Source organism: Desulfocastanea catecholica (genome assembly GCF_054657295.1).
This window is the reverse complement of record NZ_BAAHYZ010000001.1, coordinates 293,804-313,666: the sequence shown is the minus strand read 5'-3', so window position 1 is coordinate 313,666 and position 19,863 is coordinate 293,804. Positions and strand designations below refer to the sequence as shown.

The 19,863-nt window shown below is 55.3% G+C and carries 19 protein-coding genes; 14 read left to right on the top strand and 5 right to left on the bottom strand.

The features are described 5' to 3' along the window. Window positions 1-5: 5 nt before the first annotated feature. Window positions 6-1,841, bottom strand: a complete 1,836-nt coding sequence (gene ilvD, locus ACYQ8U_RS01385) for a dihydroxy-acid dehydratase (RefSeq protein ID WP_459943709.1) — start codon at window positions 1,839-1,841, stop codon at window positions 6-8. Between the two features lie 145 nt (window positions 1,842-1,986). On the opposite strand from ilvD, the gene ACYQ8U_RS01380 reads away from it, so the two are divergent. From ACYQ8U_RS01380 to ACYQ8U_RS01360, 5 genes are all read left to right on the top strand, one after another. Next, window positions 1,987-3,171, top strand: a complete 1,185-nt coding sequence (locus tag ACYQ8U_RS01380) for a type IV pilus twitching motility protein PilT (RefSeq protein ID WP_459943708.1) — start codon at window positions 1,987-1,989, stop codon at window positions 3,169-3,171. A gap of 39 nt (window positions 3,172-3,210) precedes the next feature. Continuing rightward, the gene (locus ACYQ8U_RS01375; protein ID WP_459943707.1) at window positions 3,211-3,924 is read left to right on the top strand and encodes a zinc ribbon domain-containing protein; all 714 of its coding nucleotides are present in this window, start codon (window positions 3,211-3,213) and stop codon (window positions 3,922-3,924) included. A gap of 273 nt (window positions 3,925-4,197) precedes the next feature. Continuing rightward, window positions 4,198-5,757 carry a DEAD/DEAH box helicase gene (locus ACYQ8U_RS01370; protein ID WP_459943706.1) on the top strand — a complete coding sequence of 520 codons (1,560 nt, stop codon included), beginning with the start codon at window positions 4,198-4,200 and terminating at the stop codon, window positions 5,755-5,757. 276 nt (window positions 5,758-6,033) lie between these two features. Continuing rightward, complete coding sequence (locus ACYQ8U_RS01365) at window positions 6,034-7,764, top strand: 30S ribosomal protein S1 (protein WP_459943705.1); 1,731 nt, start codon at window positions 6,034-6,036, stop codon at window positions 7,762-7,764. A 140-nt stretch (window positions 7,765-7,904) separates the two neighbouring features. Next, window positions 7,905-8,189 (top strand): HU family DNA-binding protein, encoded by a 285-nt coding sequence (locus tag ACYQ8U_RS01360; RefSeq protein ID WP_459943704.1) that lies wholly within the window; start codon window positions 7,905-7,907, stop codon window positions 8,187-8,189. Here ACYQ8U_RS01360 and ACYQ8U_RS01355 read toward each other — a convergent pair. Further along, window positions 8,173-8,784: an L-threonylcarbamoyladenylate synthase gene (locus ACYQ8U_RS01355; protein ID WP_459943774.1), complete on the bottom strand. Its 612-nt coding sequence runs from the start codon at window positions 8,782-8,784 to the stop codon at window positions 8,173-8,175. The genes ACYQ8U_RS01360 and ACYQ8U_RS01355 overlap by 17 nt on opposite strands. Before the next feature lie 266 nt (window positions 8,785-9,050). On the opposite strand from ACYQ8U_RS01355, the gene guaB reads away from it, so the two are divergent. The 5 genes from guaB (at window position 9,051) to ACYQ8U_RS01330 (ending at window position 15,071) form a co-directional block, all read left to right on the top strand. Continuing rightward, window positions 9,051-10,520 (top strand): IMP dehydrogenase, encoded by a 1,470-nt coding sequence (gene guaB / locus ACYQ8U_RS01350; RefSeq protein ID WP_459943703.1) that lies wholly within the window; start codon window positions 9,051-9,053, stop codon window positions 10,518-10,520. Between the two features lie 107 nt (window positions 10,521-10,627). After that, the gene (gene guaA / locus ACYQ8U_RS01345) at window positions 10,628-12,178 is read left to right on the top strand and encodes a glutamine-hydrolyzing GMP synthase (protein ID WP_459943702.1); all 1,551 of its coding nucleotides are present in this window, start codon (window positions 10,628-10,630) and stop codon (window positions 12,176-12,178) included. A 30-nt stretch (window positions 12,179-12,208) separates the two neighbouring features. After that, window positions 12,209-12,973, top strand: coding sequence for a LabA-like NYN domain-containing protein (locus ACYQ8U_RS01340; RefSeq protein WP_459943701.1), 765 nt, complete (start codon window positions 12,209-12,211; stop codon window positions 12,971-12,973). 9 nt (window positions 12,974-12,982) lie between these two features. Continuing rightward, complete coding sequence (gene glk, locus ACYQ8U_RS01335; RefSeq protein WP_459943700.1) at window positions 12,983-14,011, top strand: glucokinase; 1,029 nt, start codon at window positions 12,983-12,985, stop codon at window positions 14,009-14,011. Continuing rightward, window positions 14,001-15,071, top strand: a complete 1,071-nt coding sequence (locus ACYQ8U_RS01330; protein WP_459943699.1) for a phosphotransferase enzyme family protein — start codon at window positions 14,001-14,003, stop codon at window positions 15,069-15,071. Before glk ends, ACYQ8U_RS01330 begins: the two co-directional genes overlap by 11 nt. Window positions 15,072-15,091: 20 nt before the next feature. Here the strand turns inward: ACYQ8U_RS01330 and ACYQ8U_RS01325 are convergent, their stop codons facing one another. After that, the gene (locus ACYQ8U_RS01325; RefSeq protein ID WP_459943698.1) at window positions 15,092-15,802 is read right to left on the bottom strand and encodes a PilZ domain-containing protein; all 711 of its coding nucleotides are present in this window, start codon (window positions 15,800-15,802) and stop codon (window positions 15,092-15,094) included. Window positions 15,803-16,042: 240 nt separating this feature from the next. Here ACYQ8U_RS01325 and tgt point away from each other — a divergent pair, with 240 nt between their 5' ends. From tgt to ACYQ8U_RS01305, 4 genes are all read left to right on the top strand, one after another. Next, entirely contained in the window at window positions 16,043-17,161 is a 1,119-nt protein-coding gene (gene tgt, locus ACYQ8U_RS01320) for a tRNA guanosine(34) transglycosylase Tgt (protein ID WP_459943697.1), read from the top strand. A gap of 93 nt (window positions 17,162-17,254) precedes the next feature. Continuing rightward, window positions 17,255-17,614: a preprotein translocase subunit YajC gene (yajC, locus tag ACYQ8U_RS01315; protein WP_459943696.1), complete on the top strand. Its 360-nt coding sequence runs from the start codon at window positions 17,255-17,257 to the stop codon at window positions 17,612-17,614. A gap of 112 nt (window positions 17,615-17,726) precedes the next feature. Continuing rightward, the gene (gene rnhA / locus ACYQ8U_RS01310; protein ID WP_459943695.1) at window positions 17,727-18,419 is read left to right on the top strand and encodes a ribonuclease HI; all 693 of its coding nucleotides are present in this window, start codon (window positions 17,727-17,729) and stop codon (window positions 18,417-18,419) included. 10 nt (window positions 18,420-18,429) lie between these two features. Continuing rightward, complete coding sequence (locus ACYQ8U_RS01305; RefSeq protein WP_459943694.1) at window positions 18,430-19,053, top strand: flavin reductase family protein; 624 nt, start codon at window positions 18,430-18,432, stop codon at window positions 19,051-19,053. 6 nt (window positions 19,054-19,059) lie between these two features. Here ACYQ8U_RS01305 and ACYQ8U_RS01300 read toward each other — a convergent pair whose 3' ends face one another. Together ACYQ8U_RS01300 and ACYQ8U_RS01295 are read right to left on the bottom strand one after the other, a co-directional pair. Continuing rightward, the gene (locus ACYQ8U_RS01300; protein ID WP_459943693.1) at window positions 19,060-19,353 is read right to left on the bottom strand and encodes a hypothetical protein; all 294 of its coding nucleotides are present in this window, start codon (window positions 19,351-19,353) and stop codon (window positions 19,060-19,062) included. Window positions 19,354-19,427: 74 nt separating this feature from the next. After that, the gene (locus ACYQ8U_RS01295; protein ID WP_459943692.1) at window positions 19,428-19,625 is read right to left on the bottom strand and encodes a hypothetical protein; all 198 of its coding nucleotides are present in this window, start codon (window positions 19,623-19,625) and stop codon (window positions 19,428-19,430) included. Window positions 19,626-19,863: the final 238 nt, after the last annotated feature.

Genomic DNA, 19,863 nt, shown 5'->3' with positions numbered 1-19,863 from the left:
GCTCCTTATTCAGGGACAATACGCACCGCACCCTTATCAGCCGAGGCGGCGAAAAGGGCGTATGCCTGCAGGGCCTTGCTGATAGGCCTGTCCCGGTTGGTCGGTTTATAGGCGGCGGCTCCTTTTGCCTGTTCCTTTACTCTCCGCGCCGCGAGTTCCTCGTCGGTGAGGGCAACACTAATCGTTCTTGCCGGGATGTCGATGTTGATTGTGTCGCCGTCTTCAAGCAGGGCAATGGCCCCGCCGGCCGCCGCTTCCGGCGAAACGTGGCCGATTGACAACCCCGAGGTGCCGCCGGAGAAACGTCCGTCGGTGACCAGGGCGCATGCCGCGCCGAGATGGATCGATTTCAGGTAGGAGGTCGGGTAGAGCATCTCCTGCATGCCGGGTCCACCTTTCGGGCCTTCGTATCGAATAATGATAACGTCACCGGCCTTGATGCCACCGCCGAGAATAGCCTCACAGGCGGCCTCCTGGGAGGAGAACACCCGGGCGGTGCCGGAGAATTGAAAAATTGACGGATCGACGCCGGCGGTTTTGACGATACAGCCGTTCTCGGCGATATTGCCGAACAGGACGGCAAGTCCGCCCTCCTTGCTGTAGCAGTGGGCCATGTCCCGGATACATCCGGCCTCGCGGTCAAGGTCGGCTTTTTTGTACATGGTGTTCTGCGAGCCCATGACCAGATTCAGCCCGGCGGCAGCCGGCGCGCTCAGGTACAGCGCGGCCGCTTCCTGGCTGTGGCCGGGGCGGGAGATGTCCCATTTGTCCAGGGTTTCGCCCAGAGTCGGGCTGTCGACTCGATGGACGGTTGCATCGAGCAGCCCGGCCCGGTCGAGCTCGCCGAGAATGGCCATGATGCCGCCGGCACGGTTGACGTCTTCAATATGGTAGCTGGAAGACGGAGAAACCTTGCACAGGTTGGGTACCCGGCGCGACAGGCGGTCAATATCGTCCATGGTAAAATCGACCCCGGCCTCATGGGCGATAGCCAGCAGGTGCAGGACGGTGTTGGTCGAGCCGCCCATGGCGATATCCAGGGTCATGGAGTTCATAAAGGCGCTTTTGGTGGCGATGGACCGGGGCAGCACCGAGCTGTCTTCCCGGTCGTACCAGGCCGAGGCCATGGCCACGATACGTTCGGCCGCCCGTTCAAAGAGCAGTTTACGATTGGCATGGGTGGCGACTATCGTGCCGTTGCCGGGCAGCGCCAGGCCGAGGGCCTCGTTCAGGCAGTTCATGGAATTGGCGGTGAACATCCCCGAGCAGGAGCCGCAGGTCGGGCAGGCGCAGCGCTCCACCCGGTTGATCTCCTCGTCGCTGACCGTATTGTCGGCGGCGAGCACCATGGCATCGACCAGGTCGTATCGCTTGTCGCCGTCAACACCGGCCTCCATTGGTCCGCCGGAGACGAAGATGGTCGGGATATTCAGGCGCATGGCGGCCATGAGCATGCCGGGGGTGATCTTGTCACAGTTGCTGATGCAGATCATCGCATCCACCGTATGGGCATTGCACATATATTCGACGCTGTCGGCAATCAGCTCGCGGGACGGCAGGGAGTAGAGCATCCCGGCGTGGCCCATGGCAATGCCGTCGTCGATGGCGATGGTATTGAATTCGGCGGCAAAACAGCCGGCCTTGTCGATAATTTTTTTCAGGTGCTGGCCGATTTCATGGAGGTGGACGTGGCCGGGGACGAACTGGGTGAACGAGTTGACGATGGCGATGATCGGTTTGCCGAACTGCTCTTCCTTGACGCCGTTGGCCCGCCAGAGGCTGCGGGCACCGGCCATTCTTCGTCCCTCTGTGGTTGTTGCGCTGCGCAATGGTATTGCCATGATAGTACTCCGGAATTTTTATAGGGAAGCCATAACGGAAAGAAATATGTAGAAAATTAGAAAAAAAAAGCTTGCAACCCACGTTAATTTAGAGACAATATACTATGAAAACAAGTGGTATTGCACAATTTTTCAAGGGAGCAAAATGAAAAAGACGGAAATAGACTACTGGATAGCGGCAATGCTGGAGTCCCATGACAACGTTTCCGACCTGAATATAACCGTGGGGAAATCGTTGCAGGTCGAGTCGTCCGGGCTGCTGGTGCCGGTTGCCGTCTCGCCGCCGGTCACCGAATTGACGCCCTTTCAGACCGAAGCCTTTGCCCTTAATCTTATCGGCAATAACCGGCGGCTGCTCAAGGATCTGGTCGAAAAAGGATCGTGTGACCTTTCCTATTCGCTTTCCGATAAGGCCAGGTTCAGGGTAAATATTTTCACCCAGAAGGGCTATTTTACCACCGTCCTGCGAAAACTTGAAACCGAGGTGCCGTCGATCGAGAGCATGCATTTTCCCGAAGCCTTCGGCAAGATGGCCGCCGATTTAAACGGCCTTATCCTCTTTACCGGGGCCACCGGCACAGGGAAGACGACATCGCTTGCCGCCCTCTTGAACCGCATAAACCATGAGCGACCGGTGCATGTGGTGACTTTGGAAGACCCTATCGAGTACGTCCACGAACAGCATAAGGCCACCTTCAATCAGCGTGAACTGGGCAACGATTTCAGCAGCTTTGCCGTGGGCATGCGGGCCGCGCTTCGTCAGGCGCCAAAGGTCATCCTGGTCGGTGAGATGCGCGATAGGGACACCATGGAGATCGGTCTGACCGCCGCGGAAACAGGGCATCTGGTGCTGTCGACCCTGCATACCATCGACGCCGGACAGACCATCAACCGTATCCTCGGCATGTTCGAGCAGGATGAACAGCCGCAGATTCGCAACAGACTTGTCGATACCATTCGCTGGATCGTCAGCCAGCGCCTGTTGCCCCGTGTCGGTGGCGGACGGGTGGCGGCCATGGAGATTCTGCGCACCAGTTTACGGGTGAAGGATCTCATCTTAAACGGTGAGACTGAAGATAAAACCTTCTACCACGTTATCAATGAAGGCTCGGCTCTTGATATGCGTACCTTTGATCAGCACATACTTGAACTGTACAGCCAGGGAATGATAACCGAGAAGACTGCCTTTACCTACTGCTCGCATCGAGCGGAAATGAACCGCGGGCTCGACCGGATCAAGGCGGCGCGCGGCGAGGCGACAACCAGTCTGACCGATCTGGCTATGGAACAGGAACAAGAGGAAAGTTACGGGTACTATGGCCGGGGATGACAGGCAGGCGGCAGTGACCAACCAGGGTATGAGGAAATTATGATAGTGAATTGTCCACATTGCGGCAAGCAGTTGAAGCTGAACGATAAAATCCGGGAAAGTGTGCAGCGGCTCGAACCCGGTAAGAAGCTCAAGGTGAAGTGTGTCCACTGCGCTGTCCCGTTCGGTCTCGATGAAATGAGTCTGCAGGCCGCTCGTCCCGGTACTGACGCCGATCGCCCCGCCCGGCAAGCATCGCCACCGGCGGGACGGGTCAGGCCGCCGGCCCCGCCTGCCACGGATTGGCTGAAAGACGGCTCCTTTGAAGAAAGAGATGTTGTTGAGGATATCCCCAGGGCGCTGGTACTTATGCCGGAGTCTCCGAGCCGCGCGATGGTGGTGAAAGCCGCCACCGAATTTGGCTATCTCGTCGAGCGGGCGCAGACGGCGGAGGAAGCCATCGACAAGATGCGCTTTGTCAATTATGCAGCGGTTTTTCTGCATAGCGGTTTTGAGCCGGGCGGTGTCAACAGTGGTAAATTCCATCGTTTTATGCGTATGATGGATATGTCCCGCCGCCGCTATATTTTTTATGTCCTGCTGGGCGAGCAGTTTCAAACCCTGTACGACCTGCAGGCCCTGGCCTATTCGGTCAATCTGGTCGTCAATGACGCTGAAATCCCCTATGTGGGCACGGTGCTGAAAAAGGCTATCCCTGAATTCGAAACATTATTCGGGCCGTTGATGGAGGAGTTGCGGGTCATCGGAAAATAGAGTAAATTGGTTGATGTCTGAGCTGTGATTTTACTTAGCCATCCGAATATTGAGGTTTTTAAGAGTTTGTCAAGGTTGTCCGAAAGATATATTCTTTCTGTTTCGTTCACTTACGCCACTTCTCTTCCATTGGTTGCGCAACAGGCGCAACCTGTCACTTACCCACCTGTCACGGGAGAGCTTTGTCTCCGCCTGTATGCGCAGGCCAGGTCCGGCACGAGTATTTTAACCAGCCCTGCCGGAGCCACTTTTAGGTTATATATTGAGTCAATAATGAAAAAAACTATCCTTGCCGTAGGCAGAAAAATCAGGCGAATAGCCCAGGCCGGAAAACACCGATACGGGAGATTGCTGGGTCGTGCAGCTCCGGCTGCAGGTACCACCGAGCCGGACCTGCCCGCCACTTTGGCAGCAAAATCAGGCGAAAAACAACAACCGCCCCTCAAACAAAGCGCAGCCCCGGTTGCGGAAAAAAGCAAATATCGCGCGCCGGAAAAGGCCAAGGTCAAACCGGCCTGGAGCCTGGAGGATTTTCCGGTCACCCCGATGGAAGGCAAAAGCCGTTTCCACGACTACCCCATCCCCTTGCCGGTGATGCGGGCCATCGCCGATCAGCATTTCGAGTACTGCACGCCGATTCAGGAAAAGGCGCTGGAGGATGTCCTGGCCGGCAAGGATCTTGTCGGCAAGGCCAATACCGGTACCGGCAAAACCGCCGTTTTCCTGATCACCATTCTGTCCAGGCTGCTGGCGGAAAAGAAGTCCGGCAAAGGAAACGTCCGGGCCCTGGTCCTGGCACCCACCCGGGAGTTGGTGATGCAGATCGCCAAAGAGGGGGCGGTGTTCGCCAAATACTGTAATCTTTCGGTGCGTGCCGTCTACGGCGGCGTCGACTACCAGAAACAGATGGACTATCTGCAAAATAAGCAGTGCGATCTCCTGGTGGCCACCCCAGGGCGTCTCATTGATTTTATGAATAAAAGAGTCGTCGACCTGAGCGGCTGCAAAATCCTCGTGCTCGACGAGGCGGATCGAATGCTCGATATGGGCTTTATCCCCGATGTCCGGCGAATCATCGGCCGGCTGCCGGCGAAAAACGACCGGCAGACCCTGCTCTTTTCAGCCACCGTCTCGGAAGATGTCCAGCGCCTGGCGCTGCAATGGAGTGTGCAGCCGAAAGTGGTCGAGGCGGAGGCGGAGCAGGTGGCAGTCGAAACGGTCGAGCAGACCGTCTATCTGGTCACGGCGGAAGAGAAATATGCCGTTCTGTATAATCTGATTCAGCAGAATCCGGATGATCGAATCATTGTTTTCGCCAATATGAAAAACGAGACAAAGCGGCTCTCCAACCGTCTGCAGCGAAATAATATCGACTGCGTGCTGTTGTCCGGGGATGTTGACCAGAATAAACGGGTGAGCAGATTAGAGAGCTTCCGGTCCGGCAAGGTAAAAGTCCTCGTGGCGACCGATGTCGCCGGACGCGGCATCCACATCGAGGGCATTACCTTTGTGGTGAACTACACCTTGCCCTACGAACCGGAGGATTACGTCCATCGCATCGGCCGGACCGGCCGGGCCGGCGCTGAAGGCAAGGCGGTGAGCTTTGCCTGTGAGGAAGGTTCCTTTTATCTGCCGGCCATCGAGGAGTTTATCGGCAAAAAACTGGACTGTGTGCTGCCGGATGAAAATCTCCTCACCCCTCCGCCCAAAGGCCGGGAAAAAGGTCCGGATGCCGACCAGGCCACTCCCCGGCCGCGGCGGAACACCGGGCGGAAACCGCGAAACGCCGGGTCGAGCCGGAGCCGCGGCAAGTTCGAAAAAAAATCCGCATAAACACGTTCTCTTCATGATGCGCCGGGAATGAGAGCAAAAAACATTCTCGGCTGCGATGGGCTGTGGCCGGGTCGAACAAAAAGAAAAAAATATCCTTTCCTGCAAGAAGTTGTTGTCCTTTCGTCGAAAAATTGCTATACAGTGCGGTTTATGTCTACAAAGGTTGCCCCTTTTTCGGGAGTGTGCCTTATTTTCTTTTTATTTTCTGGCTCCTAGTGTGCGAAAATAAATTAACCCTTACCATTTGGCCTCTGGTCTACAGGAAGAGTAAAATCCATGACAGAACAACTTAATCAATCAACCCAGGACAGCAATGAAGAGATGAGTTTTGCGGAACTCTTCGAAATGGAAGAAAACAACAAGGTAGTCGCCGTCGGTGATGTGGCTATGGGCACCATTATCGGTACGGTAGACGACTATCTGCTTGTTGATGTCGGCGATAAGGCAGAAAGTTATATCGCCAAGTCGGAATTCCGCCTGGAAGATGGTGAAGAGATTAAAATTGGTGATATGTTCGAGGTGTTCGTCGAGCGACGCAAAGAAGAAGGTGGACTCCTCCTGTCGAGAGAAAAGGCTATTGCAATAAAAGTATGGGAAAGAATTGCCGAGATTCAGGAAGCTGACGGCACAATTTCCGGAAAAATCGAAAGCCGGGTCAAAGGCGGTATGTCGGTTGATATCGGCGTTCCGGCGTTCCTGCCCTATTCGCAGATCGACCTTCGTCCGGTCAAGGATCTCGATGCGCTGATCGGCGAATCGATGGATTTCAAGATTCTGAAATTCAATAAGAAAAGAAACAACGTGGTTATTTCCCGCCGGGCTATCCTCGAAGAGGAACGGAACAAGCTTCGCGAAGAGATGCGCTCCAAGCTCGAAGAAGGCCAGATCATCAAGGGCGCCATTACCAATATTACCGACTACGGTCTGTTTATCGATATGGGCGGCATGGACGGTCTCTGCCATATCACCGATCTTTCCTGGGGACGTGTCTCCCATCCGGCGAAACTCTATAAGGTCGGCGAGGAGCTGGAGGTTAAGGTTCTCAAATACGACCGGGAGCATGATCGCGTGTCCCTGGGTGTGAAGCAGCTGCGTGACGATCCATGGGCGACGGTCACCGAAAGATATCCGGTGAATCAGACGACCAAAGGCAAGGTGGTGTCCATTACCGATTACGGTGTTTTTGTCGAACTGGAAGAAGGTGTTGAAGGTCTGATCCATGTCTCCGAAATGACCTGGTCGAAGAAACCGCGTCATCCCTCCAAGATGGTTTCCGTCGGCGATGAAGTCGAGGTCATGGTCTTAAATATCGAGACCGAGACCAAGCGTATCTCGCTCGGCATGAAACAGCTCCAGCCGAACCCATGGGATCTGGTCACCGAAAATTACCCGGTCGGCTCGGTTATTGAAGGAAAAATCAAAAATATTACCGACTTCGGTGTGTTCATCGGCATCGAAGAGGGCATTGACGGACTGATCCATGTCTCTGATCTCTCCTGGACCGAGCGGATTAAACACCCATCGGAGAAGTACGCCAAAGGCGAGACCATTCAGGCGGTCGTGCTGAAGATCGACAAGGAAAATGAGCGGTTCTCCCTCGGTATCAAACAACTTGTCCCCGATCCATGGCAGGCAGCCTATAACAATTACCCCTCCGGCACCGTCGTTGAAGGTGAGATCACCAACGTCACCGATTTTGGTGTCTTTGTCAAACTGGAAGAGGGTATCGAAGGCCTCGTCCATGTCTCCGAACTGTCCAAAGATAAGGTGAAAACCCCGGTCGGCATGTATCAGGTCGGTGATACCCTGAAGGCGATTGTCATTAATGTTTCTGCCAAAGATCGTAAGATCGGCCTTTCCGTGAAAACCCTTGAGGGGGATGACGAAGAGGTAGCGGTAGAAAAATTTAAAAAAGCTGAAAAGGTCGCTGCCGAATCCGCGCCGTCAACTTTTGGCGATCTGCTGAAGGCGGCTGCGGAAGGTAATGACTCCTCTGACAACGATTAGGAAGCAGCCTGCTTAAGGCACTTGGAATGCAGCTGAAAGGTTGTCTTGCCGGATGTATGGCAAGACAACCTTTTTTTATATCTATGGGGACCGACCGGCACGGTCGTCCTTGGTAACAAGTTGATTATACGTAATTAGGTATGTTGAAAAAAGATCTGGTAGATAAAGTCAGCAGTGAACTCTCCATGCAGAAACAGGATATCAGCCTGGCGGTTGATATTATGCTGGAGACTATGGCCACGGCTCTGAAGGATGAGAGACGTATCGAGTTGCGTGGATTCGGCAGTTTTTCCGTGCGGCCGCGAAAACCGCGGTCAACGAAAAATCCCCGCACCGGAAAAATTATGGATATTCCCGATCGGAAGACCCTGCATTTCACCATGAGCAAATCTCTGAAGGAAGCACTCATCAGCGAAAAGGATTGACGTCCCCTTTGCCGACGCGGAGAATCTCCGGGGTATCGCCGGTCAGATCGATGACCGAAGAGGGGTCGGGATAGATTGGGCCACCGTCAACGACGAGTTCAATTCTCTTGCCGAGATACTGTTCTATTTCGTAGGGTTCGGCCAGTTTGGTCTCTTCCTCTTCCAGCTGGACACTGGTGTTGACGATGGGGTTGCCCAGCGTCTCGAGCAGGAGTTTGCTGATCGGGTGGCTGGATACCCTGATACCGACGGTCTTTTGCCTGGTAGCCATGATCTTCGGCACCAGCTTGGTGCCCGGCAGGACAAAGGTATAGGGTCCGGGCAGGTTCTTTTTCATCAGGCGGTAGGCGGTATTCGAGACATGGGCATACTGACTGATATCGGTCAGGTCGGAGCACATGAAGGAAAAAGGCTTATCCTTCGGCCTTTTTTTCAACTGGACCAGCTGTTTGATGGCTTTCTGATTGAAAAGATCGCAGCCGATGCCGTAGCCGGTATCGGTGGGATAACAGATTATCGCTCCGTTCTTCAGTGCCTTGACGACGTTTTCAATAAGACGGAGCTGAGGGTTTATCGGGTTGATTTCGAGCAGCATAGTGGTGAAAGTTCCTTCGTCGGCAAAGAGCGGACCGGTATGCATCCGCCTCTTTACCAAATTATCAAATTTCAAGTAATATTATCCGGTATCATAAAAAATAAGGTTTTTAATAAAGAAACCTTACTGTGATACTTTAAAAAATAGAGCATAATGTGAATTATGAAAGGCGGCCCCGGCGTCCTTTTCCGCAAAACACCAGCGTTGCCCCTGCAAAGAGGACCAGAACCAGCCTTTTATACTTCACTCCCTGACAAGGAGGGGACATGTTACCAGATCATATAGAAACCGCACTTACATTTGACGATTTATTGCTCGTACCTTCCGCTTCCGAAGTTCTTCCCAGCGAAGTCAACCTCGATACCCGGCTCACCGATTCTATCTTTCTCAAGACCCCCCTGGCCAGTTCGGCCATGGACACCGTGACCGAGCACCTGACGGCCATTGCCATGGCCCGGGAAGGCGGCATCGGTATCATCCACAAAAACATGACCATCGAGCAGCAGGCGATAGAGGTCGAACGGGTGAAAAAGTCCGAATCCGGGATGATCATCGATCCGATCACCGTTACCCAGGATCAGTCGGTAGCCGAGGTGCAGGAGATCATGAGCATCTACAAAATTTCCGGTCTGCCCGTCCTGCACGATGGCAAACTGGCCGGCATCGTCACCAACCGCGATCTTCGTTTTGTCTCCGATGACGGCTTGCGGGTCTCCGACGTCATGACCTCGAAAAACCTGGTCACCGCCAGGGTGGGCATCAGCCTGGAGCAGTCGAAAGCCCTGCTGCATGAGCATCGCATCGAGAAACTGCTGGTGGTTGACGACATGGGTGGCCTGAAGGGGCTGATCACCATCAAGGACCTGGAAAAAATTAGAAAATATCCCCTGGCCGCCAAGGATTCCTTCGGCCGCCTGCTCGTTGGCGCCGCTCTCGGCGTCGGTGACAATATCGAAAGCCAGGCGGAAAGGCTGATCAAGGCCGGGGTGGACGTGGTGGTTGTCGATTCCGCCCACGGTCATTCAAAAGGTGTGCTGCGGGCGGTCGCCAGGGTCAAGGCCGCCTTTCCCCAGCTGTCGGTTATTGCCGGCAATGTCGCCACCGGCGAGGGAACGGCGGATCTGATCAAGGCCGGGGCCAACGGCGTGAAGGTCGGCATCGGACCCGGTTCAATCTGTACCACCCGCGTCGTCGCCGGTGTCGGCGTGCCGCAGATGACCGCTTTGCAGAATTGCGTCAAGGTGGCCAATAAATACGATATCCCGATAATTTCCGACGGCGGTATCAAATATTCCGGTGACCTGGCCAAGGCTATCGGCGCCGGCGCCAGTACGGTCATGCTCGGCAGCCTTTTTGCCGGTACCGACGAAACCCCGGGCGATACCTTTCTCTACCAGGGCAGAACCTACAAAGGCTATCGGGGCATGGGGTCACTTGGGGCGATGAATCAGAGCGAGGGCTCAGCCGATCGCTATTTTCAGTCGGAGGTGACCAGCTCTTCCAAGCTGGTACCGGAAGGCATCGAAGGCAAGGTACCCTATCGCGGACCGCTGTCAACGGTCATCTATCAGCTGATCGGCGGTTTGCGATCGGGCATGGGCTACGTTGGTGCCGCGACTATCGCCGATCTGCAGCAGAAGGCCAAGTTTGTACGGATTTCCGCCGCCGGGCTGCGGGAATCCCATGTGCATGATGTGATTATTACCAAGGAAGCACCGAATTATCGGACTGCTTAGGAATCTTAAGCGCCGGACAAATTCGATCCACCGGGAAGATGGGTGACGGTTGCCAGGTCCGGAAACCATTTACCGGAACATCTATTGAGGAGAACACGAGAAAATCCATGGATATTCATAGCGAAAAAATAGTCATCCTTGATTTTGGGTCGCAGACCACCCAACTGATTGCCAGACGCATCAGAGAGCAGAAGGTATACAGCGAAATTCATCCTTTCTCCATTTCCCTCGACAAGCTGAAAGAGCTCAAGCCGTCCGGCATTGTCTTGTCCGGCGGCCCCTGTTCCGTCTATGACCTCGATGCCCCCCACTCCGATGCCGGCTTGTTTGAGCTGGGCATCCCCATTCTCGGCATCTGCTACGGCGCTCAGTTGATGATTCAGCAGCTGGGTGGCAAGGTGGAAAAGGCCGAAAAACGTGAGTTCGGCAAAGCGGAATTGACCATCAAGTATACCGCCGGGCTGTTCGCCGGGCTGGTCATCGACAGTCTCAGGCATCAGGTATGGATGAGCCACGGCGACCGCGTCGAGGTCATTCCCGAGGGTTTTGAAGCGACCGCCGTCAGTGACAATTCGCCCTATGCGGCGCTGCGACATACGGAGCAGCCCTTTTACGCGGTACAGTTTCACCCTGAAGTGGCCCATACGCTGATCGGTACCGATGTGCTGCGCAACTTCATCTTCGGCATCTGTCACTGTCAGCCGGAATGGACAATGCATTCCTTTATCGAGCAGAACGTCCAGGCCATTCGGCAGAAAGTCGGCAGCGATAACGTTATCTGTGCCCTATCCGGCGGGGTCGACAGCTCCGTCGTCGCGGCGATCATCCATAAGGCGATCGGTGACCAGCTCACCTGCATTTATGTCAATAACGGTCTGATGCGTACCGGTGAAACCGCCTCGATTCTGCGATTTTTCAAAGAAAAAAGCAAATTGAAGCTGATCGATATCGATGCCACCGACTATTTCCTCAGCGAACTGCAGGGGGTCGAGGATCCGGAGGTAAAACGCAAGCGCATTGGTCTCGGCTTTATAAAAATCTTTGACGAAGAGGCGAAAAAAATTGGCCGGGTGAAATATCTTGCCCAGGGCACCTTGTACCCCGATGTCATTGAATCGGTCAGTTTCCGCGGCGAGGCGCCGATTAAATCCCATCATAATGTCGGCGGCCTGCCGGAGATTATGCAGCTTGATCTGATAGAACCCCTGCGCGAGCTGTTCAAGGACGAGGTCCGTGAACTCGGCCTGGAACTCGGCCTGCCGGAAGAGGCCATTTATCGGCAGCCTTTTCCTGGACCGGGGCTCGGCATCAGGATCATGGGCGAGGTGACCGCCGAGCGGCTGCGTATCCTGCGCCAGGCGGATGTCATCGTCCTCGATGAGATGCGCAAGGCCGGCTGGTATCGCAAGGTCTGGCAGTCTTTTGCCGTGCTTCTGCCGATCCAGACGGTCGGCGTCATGGGCGACGGCCGGACCTATGAACATGTCATCGCCATCCGTGCCGTCGATTCACGGGATGCCATGACGGCGGACTGGACCAGGATGCCCTATGAAATCCTCAGCGAAATCTCCAGTCGGATCATCAACGAGGTGCGCGGAGTCAACCGGGTGGTCTATGATATCTCTTCGAAACCACCGGCGACCATTGAATGGGAATAGACTGAATCATCTGAATATAAGTGACGCGATATGCTCAAGACCGGAATCTATGTCGATGCGGAAAATATTAGAATGTGCGGCGGCTACGGCATGCGCTACGATGTCCTGGTCGAGCTTGCCGGCGCCGGTAATTCAACACTGCTGCGGGCCAACTCGTATCTGGCGGAAGATCGGGAGCGGACCAAGGAGGATGCCGAATATCGGCAGAAACTCTATCGCTACCATGAGGTCATCCGCCAGTGCGGCTTCAAGGTGATTAAAAAGTATGTCAAACACTTTGTCGACGATGAGGGTATTTTAACCACCAAGGCCAATGCCGATATGGATCTGGCCATCGATGCCCTGCTCCAGGCACGAAACCTCGACCGGGTCATTCTGCTCACCGGCGACGGCGATTTTATTCGGCTGGTGCTGGCCCTGCAGAACATGGGCTGCCGGGTGGAAGTCATCGGCTTTAATCACGTCAGCAATGACCTCAAGGAGGCGGCGGACAGTTTCCTGTCGGGCTTTCTTATCCCGGGACTTTTGCCGATCCCGGCCCAGGGCGGGGAAAACCGGCAGCGCGGTATTTCCCTCAACTATAACCCGGACAGAGGGTTCGGCTTCATGCGCTACTACCGGCTGACGCCGGAGGGGTTGCAGGCCCAGTCGGTTTTTTTCCATTGTTCCAAGGCGCAGGAGGTCCATGACGCACTGTTTCTCGATTCGTCGAAAATTTTTGAATTCACCATCGTCAAAAACCCCGATAACAGCGGCCGAACAGAGGCGTGGGATATTCAATGTATTGATACGTAGGAGGCGATAATGGCAACGATTCTGGCAGCCGATATCGGCGGAACGAAAAGCGAGGTGGCAATTTTTCCGCTTGACGGCGCGGACGGCGGAGCGCTGGTGCAAAAGCGCTATGTCAATGCCTTCTTCAGTGGCATTGACCGGATTCTCGAAGATTTTCTGGCCGGACTGGAACAGCTGCCGCAGCTTGCCTGTCTGGCCGTGGCCGGCCTGGTCTCCGGCGACACGGCGCGGATGACCAACCTGCCCTGGGAGATCGGCTGCCGCCGCCTGGAACAACGCTTTGGTTTTTCACGGGTTGTGCTGATCAATGACCTGACCGCGGTGGGCAGCTCTCTGGCCATGCTTCAACCGGACGATCTCCTGGAAATTCAGGCGGCGCCGGGGGCGGGAGAGGTACGGGGGATTATTGCCCCGGGTACCGGTCTTGGCGAGGGCTTGCTGGTCGAATACGGCGGACAGGAATATGTCCGCGGTTCGGAAGGCGGCCACACCGACTTTGCCCCGGTCGATGAAGAACAGCTTGCCCTCCTCGTCTGGATGCGCAAAAAAAGACAGCCGGTCAGCTATGAAATGTTGATCGCCGGCCCGGGACTGGCCAACCTGTATGATTTCTGCAGGGAATATCACCAGATAGAGGAATCTGCCTGGATAGTCGAGGCGATGCACACGGCCCAGGACAGGATTCCGGTCATCGTCGGAGGGGCTATCGGGACAATTGGCGGGATGGGCGTAAAGTCCTGCCCTTTATGCCGGCGGGTGATCGATCTTTTCCTGTCCATTCTCGGCAGCGAGGCCGGCAACCTGGCGCTGAAGCTCTATGCCAAAGGCGGCATCTATCTTGGCGGCGGCATCCTGCCGAGGTTGATCGACCATGTGCAGTTTGACGGGTTTTTACAAAGCTTCCACGCCAAGGGACAAATGTCCGGTTTTATGCAAGAGATTCCGATCAATGTCATCCTGCGCCGGGACGCAGCCCTCCTTGGGGCGGCACGTTATGGTCGGCTGGAGCTGCACAGGAAGAGCGCCGATGGCTGGTGAGAGTGTTCCCCCTGACGTCCTTGCCGCATTCTGCGGCGACCCGGCTCACTGCACCGTCTCCTCGCTTGGCCACGGCAATATTAACGACACTTTTCTGGTGCGAGTTGCCGCTTCTTCTTTTGTCCTGCAGAAAATCAACAGCGAAGTCTTTCCCGACCCCCTGCGGGTCATCGAAAATTTCCAGAAAATCACCGCCCACCTGCAGCGGAAAAGCGACGGGGAGCAAGAACAGCTGCAGGTCGCCTCGCCGGTGTCGACCCGGGACAATCATCCCTGGTACCGCGACGACACCGGAGCCTTCTGGCGCGGCCAGAGTTACCTGCCGCATGTGAGTTGCCGGGGGCTCACCGGTCCCGCGCAGGCACGTCGCGTCGGGCAGGCCCTGGCCCGCTTTCACCGGCTTGCCGCTGATCTCGAGGAGCAGGCCCTTCGTGACCCGCTGCCGGGCTTTCATAACCTGCCTGGCTATCTGCACGACTATGACCGGACAGTGCGCACCATGAGACTTCCGGGCGGCGAGCAATCTGCCTTTTGTCAGGCGACGATTGACCGCTACCGGCCCCAGGCGACGACGCTCGAGGATGCCCGGCAGGCCGGGATTCTCGTCCTGCAGCCGATCCACGGTGATCCGAAAATCGATAATTTTATCTTTGACGAACAGGGGGAAGTCCTCGGCCTGCTTGATCTGGATACCGTGGCCATGGGGTTGGTGCACCACGACCTGGGCGACTGCCTGCGGTCCTGCTGCAACCGGATGGGCGAGACCGGGGCGGATGTCCGGTCGATCACCTTTGATCTGCAGCTCTGCCGGGCCTTGCTGGACGGCTATTTTTCCGGACCCAAGCAGGTGCTGAACAAAAGCCAGCGCGAGTATATCTTTGCCGGCGTGCTGCTGATCGCTTTTGAGCTCGGCCTGCGCTTTTTTACCGATTACCTGCACGGTAACCGCTATTTCAAGGTACGATGGGAGGATGAAAACCTGCAGCGTGCGGTCGGCCAGTTTCGCCTGGCCAATGACATTGCCGGCAAGGAAGAAGACATCCGGGCTATGACTCTTTAGGACAACCTCCTACGACGCCATCAAGAAAAACTCTCGATCGAATACAGATACTTGCCAATGGTGTCGACGAGGTGCGGCTGCAGGTTGTCAAATTCGATACCGATACGCGTTTCCTCCAGGTCTATCTGGATGTTGCGGACCCGGCCGTTGATCTGCTGTTCTTCCTTGATCCCCGGCAGCAGGCAGCGGAGCAGGATGGTGCTGTTGATGTCAATCTGCGGCAGAGGTCTGTCCCCCTTATGTTTGATCTGGCAGAGACTGCCGGTCATGCTCAAATCGATGAGGGTGCCGTACAGCTCAGGCTCCTCCTTGATATGGAAGGTGCTGGGGATAAAAATCGGCGTCCTTTTCGCTTTGCGCAGTTCGTGATAGTGGATAACCCCGGGGTATTCGAAAAAAAGCAGCTGGGACGGGGATTCGACAGTCTTCAGCAGCTGGGCCTTGAACATCCACACCCGCCCCTTATGGACATACTTGATGATGACCCGCTGTTCGCTGCCGACCAGCTCCTCGAGGTCGGAAAACGGTTGCGGGTTGGTGACGATCAGACAGTTCCCCTGCAGCATGCCGACCATCTCACTGTCCAAAAGGGCGTCGAGATGGGGGAACTCCAGTTTGATCGGCGAGCCGATTTCCAGGGGAAGGCGCCTGCCCAGGGTCGACAGGTGCTTCAGCGGCAACTGGTGTTTTGGCTCGACGGCTTCATTTTCTATGATGACAACGGTTTTCATGTTCAGTCGGATTTGCGGTTGAGGTCGGCTACTGTCGGCGTTACCTCCTAGTATGCAGAAAAATACCGGAAAAGCAAAGAAGAAGTGGCGATTTCGATGCAATGAGAATGCCGGGATGACCCTAAAGCACTGCACGCAGGAGACTGTGCGAGAATAGCCATTGACAGAGTGGTTCAGGAATGCTTTCTTGCAGGGTTTTACAGACGCTGAAATAATAACTACCACTCCCTTACCAAAACAATGCATAAGACATCCCCATTCACCCTCCATTGCCAATCGTCCGAATGTGCGGCGAGAAGAGGCGAAGTGCGCACCCGACAGGGCGTTTTCCAGACGCCGGTCTTCATGCCGGTGGGAACCCAGGGTACCGTCAAGGCGGTGACGCCGGAAAACCTGCTGGAAATGAACGCCCAGATCATCCTCGGCAACACCTATCATCTGTATATCCGCCCGGGCCATGAGCTGATCGAGAGTTTTGGCGGGCTGCATCAATTCATGAACTGGAAGGGATCTATTCTCACCGACAGCGGCGGGTTTCAGATCTTCAGCCTGAAAGAGCTGGCGACGATCACCGAGGAAGGTGCGGCGTTTCGCTCGCATCTCGACGGAGCAAAACTGTTTCTCAGTCCGGAGGACGCCATTCATGTGCAGCAGGCGCTCGGCTCGGACATCATGATGTGCCTGGACACCTGTATCCCTTTTCCGGCCACCCGGGACGAGGCGGTCAAGGCGACCGATCTGACCAGCCGCTGGGCGAAGAGATGCCGCGAGGCCCACAGCAAGCGGGAGCGGCTGCTGTTCGGCATCGTGCAGGGCGGCATGTATGCTGATTTACGCCGCGAGCACGCCGCCGTCCTGGTTGATATCGGCTTTGACGGCTACGCCATCGGCGGTCTCAGTGTCGGCGAGGAAAAGCAGCTCATGCATGACATGACCGAAGCGACGGTGCCCTGCCTGCCGAAGGACTATCCGGTGTACCTGATGGGGGTCGGCACCCCGGCCGACCTGGTCGAAGGTGTCTGGCGCGGCGTGGATATGTTCGATTGCGTCATGCCGACGAGAAACGCCCGGAACGGCTCGCTTTTCACCTCCAAGGGCAAGCTGTCCATCAAGAATTCCCAGTTTCGTGACGATCACCGGCCTGTTGACGAGGAATGCACCTGTTACACCTGCCAAAACTATAGCCGGGCCTACCTGCGGCATCTGTTTATGGCCCGGGAAATACTCAGCTATCATTTGAACACCATCCATAACCTGCATTACTACCTTCATTTGATGGCGGCTATCCGGCAGGCGATCGAGGCGGACGATTTCGCCCGCTTTCGCAAAGATTTTTATAGCAAGCTCGAGCATGAATGATTACCATGAACGGTGTTTTGTGGTTCTCAATGTAAAAGATGTTTCAAGAAGCAGATTTTTACATATTCCCGTTAATTTTTTGGAGGTTTTGTTATGGTAGGCATTGCTAATGCGGCTGGAGAAGGTGCCGGTGGAGCTTTCGGCGCCGGCGGAATTGCCTCATTTATTCCGCTCATTCTTATTTTTGTTGTTTTTTACTTCTTGTTGATCAGGCCGCAGCAGAAGCAGGCCAAAGCCCATCAGGCCTTCCTCAATGACCTGAAAAAAGGCCAGAAAGTCATCACCAAAGGCGGTCTGCACGGCGTTATTACCGCTTTGACCGACACGGTTGTCACCCTGGAAATCGCCAAGGATGTCAGCGTAAAGATTTCCCGTGATGCCATCGGCGCTCCCCTGAACAAGGATGGCGGCCCGGCACCGCTGAAAAAAGACGCCCCCAGCAGTGGCGGCTGAGGTATTAAAGGCTGCTGATATCCTCAGGTTGTGGAGACAGGTGAAAAAGCCGGATTACCCTGCGGGGTAATCCGGCTTTTTCTTTTTACGGATGCGGGCATAAGAAAAGAACATGGCGAAAGAGAAATTCTACGTGGTTGCCGCAGGCCGCTGCCCCGGCATATATCGGGACTGGGCGACGGCTGAGAAACAGGTGAAGGGCTTTGCCGCGGCAAAGTTCAAGAGTTTTCCCACCAGGGCCGAGGCCGAGGCGTGGCTGGAAAACCCCCTGTACGCGAAAAAAGAGGCCTCGAAAAACCACAGCCGGGACAACGGCGCCGCTCCCCGGCAGCATGACCCCTCGGTAATCGTCGTCTATACCGACGGGGGCTGCATCAACAACCCCGGTCCCGGCGGCTATGGGGTGGTCATCGAGCGGGCCGGCCAGCGTCAGGAACTGAGCGGCGGTTTCCGGCATACCACCAACAATCGCATGGAAATGATGGCGGCAATCGTCGCCCTGCGCGAGCTGCACCACTGCGGGAAAAAGATTGTCCTCTATTCGGATTCCAGCTATCTGGTCAACGGCATCACCAAGGGGTGGGCCAGGAAGTGGCGTCGTCAAGGGTGGCGCAAGAGTGACGGGCAGCCGGTGCTGAATGTTGATCTCTGGCAGGAACTGCTCGAGCTGCTCGATGGTGTCGACGTGTCGTTCAACTGGGTGAGGGGCCACGCCGGCAACGAGCTCAACGAGCGCTGCGATCGGTTGGCGGTCGCCGCCGCCCGGCAGGCGGATATGCCGATTGACCTTGTCTACGAAAGCTAGAGGGACCACCGTGACGAAAGAACTCTTCAAAGGCTCCATCCTGTTCGGCCCGGTACCGGCGGTGCTGGTAACGACCATCGATACGGCAGGCAAGGTCAATGTGTTTACCGTCGGCTGGACCGGAGTCGCCTGCACCCGCCCGCCGCTGGTGACCATTGCCGTGCGCAAGGAGCGCTTGTCCCATGAAAATATCACGGCAAGCGGTGAATTCGTCATCAACCTGACCACCAGGGAGATGGCGAAAATGACTGATTTCTGCGGCTGTCGTTCAGGAAGAAAGGTCGACAAGATCAAACACTTCGGCATGGAACTGGAACCCGGTACCGATGTCGCCGTCCCATCGCTGAAGAAAAGCCCGGTGATTCTGGAATGCAAGGTACGTTCCGTCACCGAGCTGGGCACCCATGATCTGTTCGTGGCCGAGATTGTCAGAAACAAGGTGGAAAAATCCCTTATCGACAAAAACGGCACGATTCAGCTGGGCCAGGCCGGCTTGCTGGCCTATTGTCACGGAGAATATTTCTCCCTCTCCCGTCACCCCATTGGTACCTTCGGCTATTCCGTCGCCGGTAAAGCCGTGCGGCAGGCGAGGCACCGGGAAAAATTTCAGAAGGGCAAGGTAAAAAAACGCTGAACTCCCCTAACTCCTGATGGTGGTTTTACGTTTCTCGACGTAGCGAAAGAAGACCGGGAAGGCGACGAAAAACATCACGCAGATAATATATTCAATGCCTTTTATGTGCGTATAAAAATCCACCATGGTGTGGATCGGCTGGATCATACCGCTGGCGACCAGGTATTGCCGCACCAGCTCGGTGACCTGCCAGTTGACCCGGTGCAGGCCACCAACCATTGCCGCAAGCGCCCAGAGACCGAAGAGGCCTCCGGTACCGATCATTAATGCCCCGACGGGTTTTATTCCTTTCATAGTCATGTCTGTTCTCCTGCTGAAGATTTTCCTGTTGTGTATAATGATTCGTGTTTGCTGTTGTCAGGAAGTTGTCCGGCTTAGAATCCGGTGATTGCCGTGAAATACCCCTGGATGACTTCAACGGCGCCGACATTTATCAGGGCAGCGACCAGACAGGTCAGGCCCCAGAGGCCGATAGCCGCACAGACGACTGCGCCTGCTTTCCGGGTAAAGCTCATGATTTCATCGGCGATATCGATCTGAATTTTTTCTCTGGTGATGATAGGAGCGTTCATGGTGTCCTCCGTTAATGTGTGGTGAATAAGAGTGGCTGGATGTGTTGTGCTACCCTCGATTTACTCTTTATATTGCACGGGTCGTGCCGGATGGAACCTTGTGGAAAAGAAATTTCGTATTTTTATTAAATTTATATAAGTGATTGTAATATAACGTTATAATAATGTGTGCTTGCGGAGAGAGGATCGGCGGATGCTGCTTATGGTAAGTATTTAACTAAAAACTGTCGCATGGAGT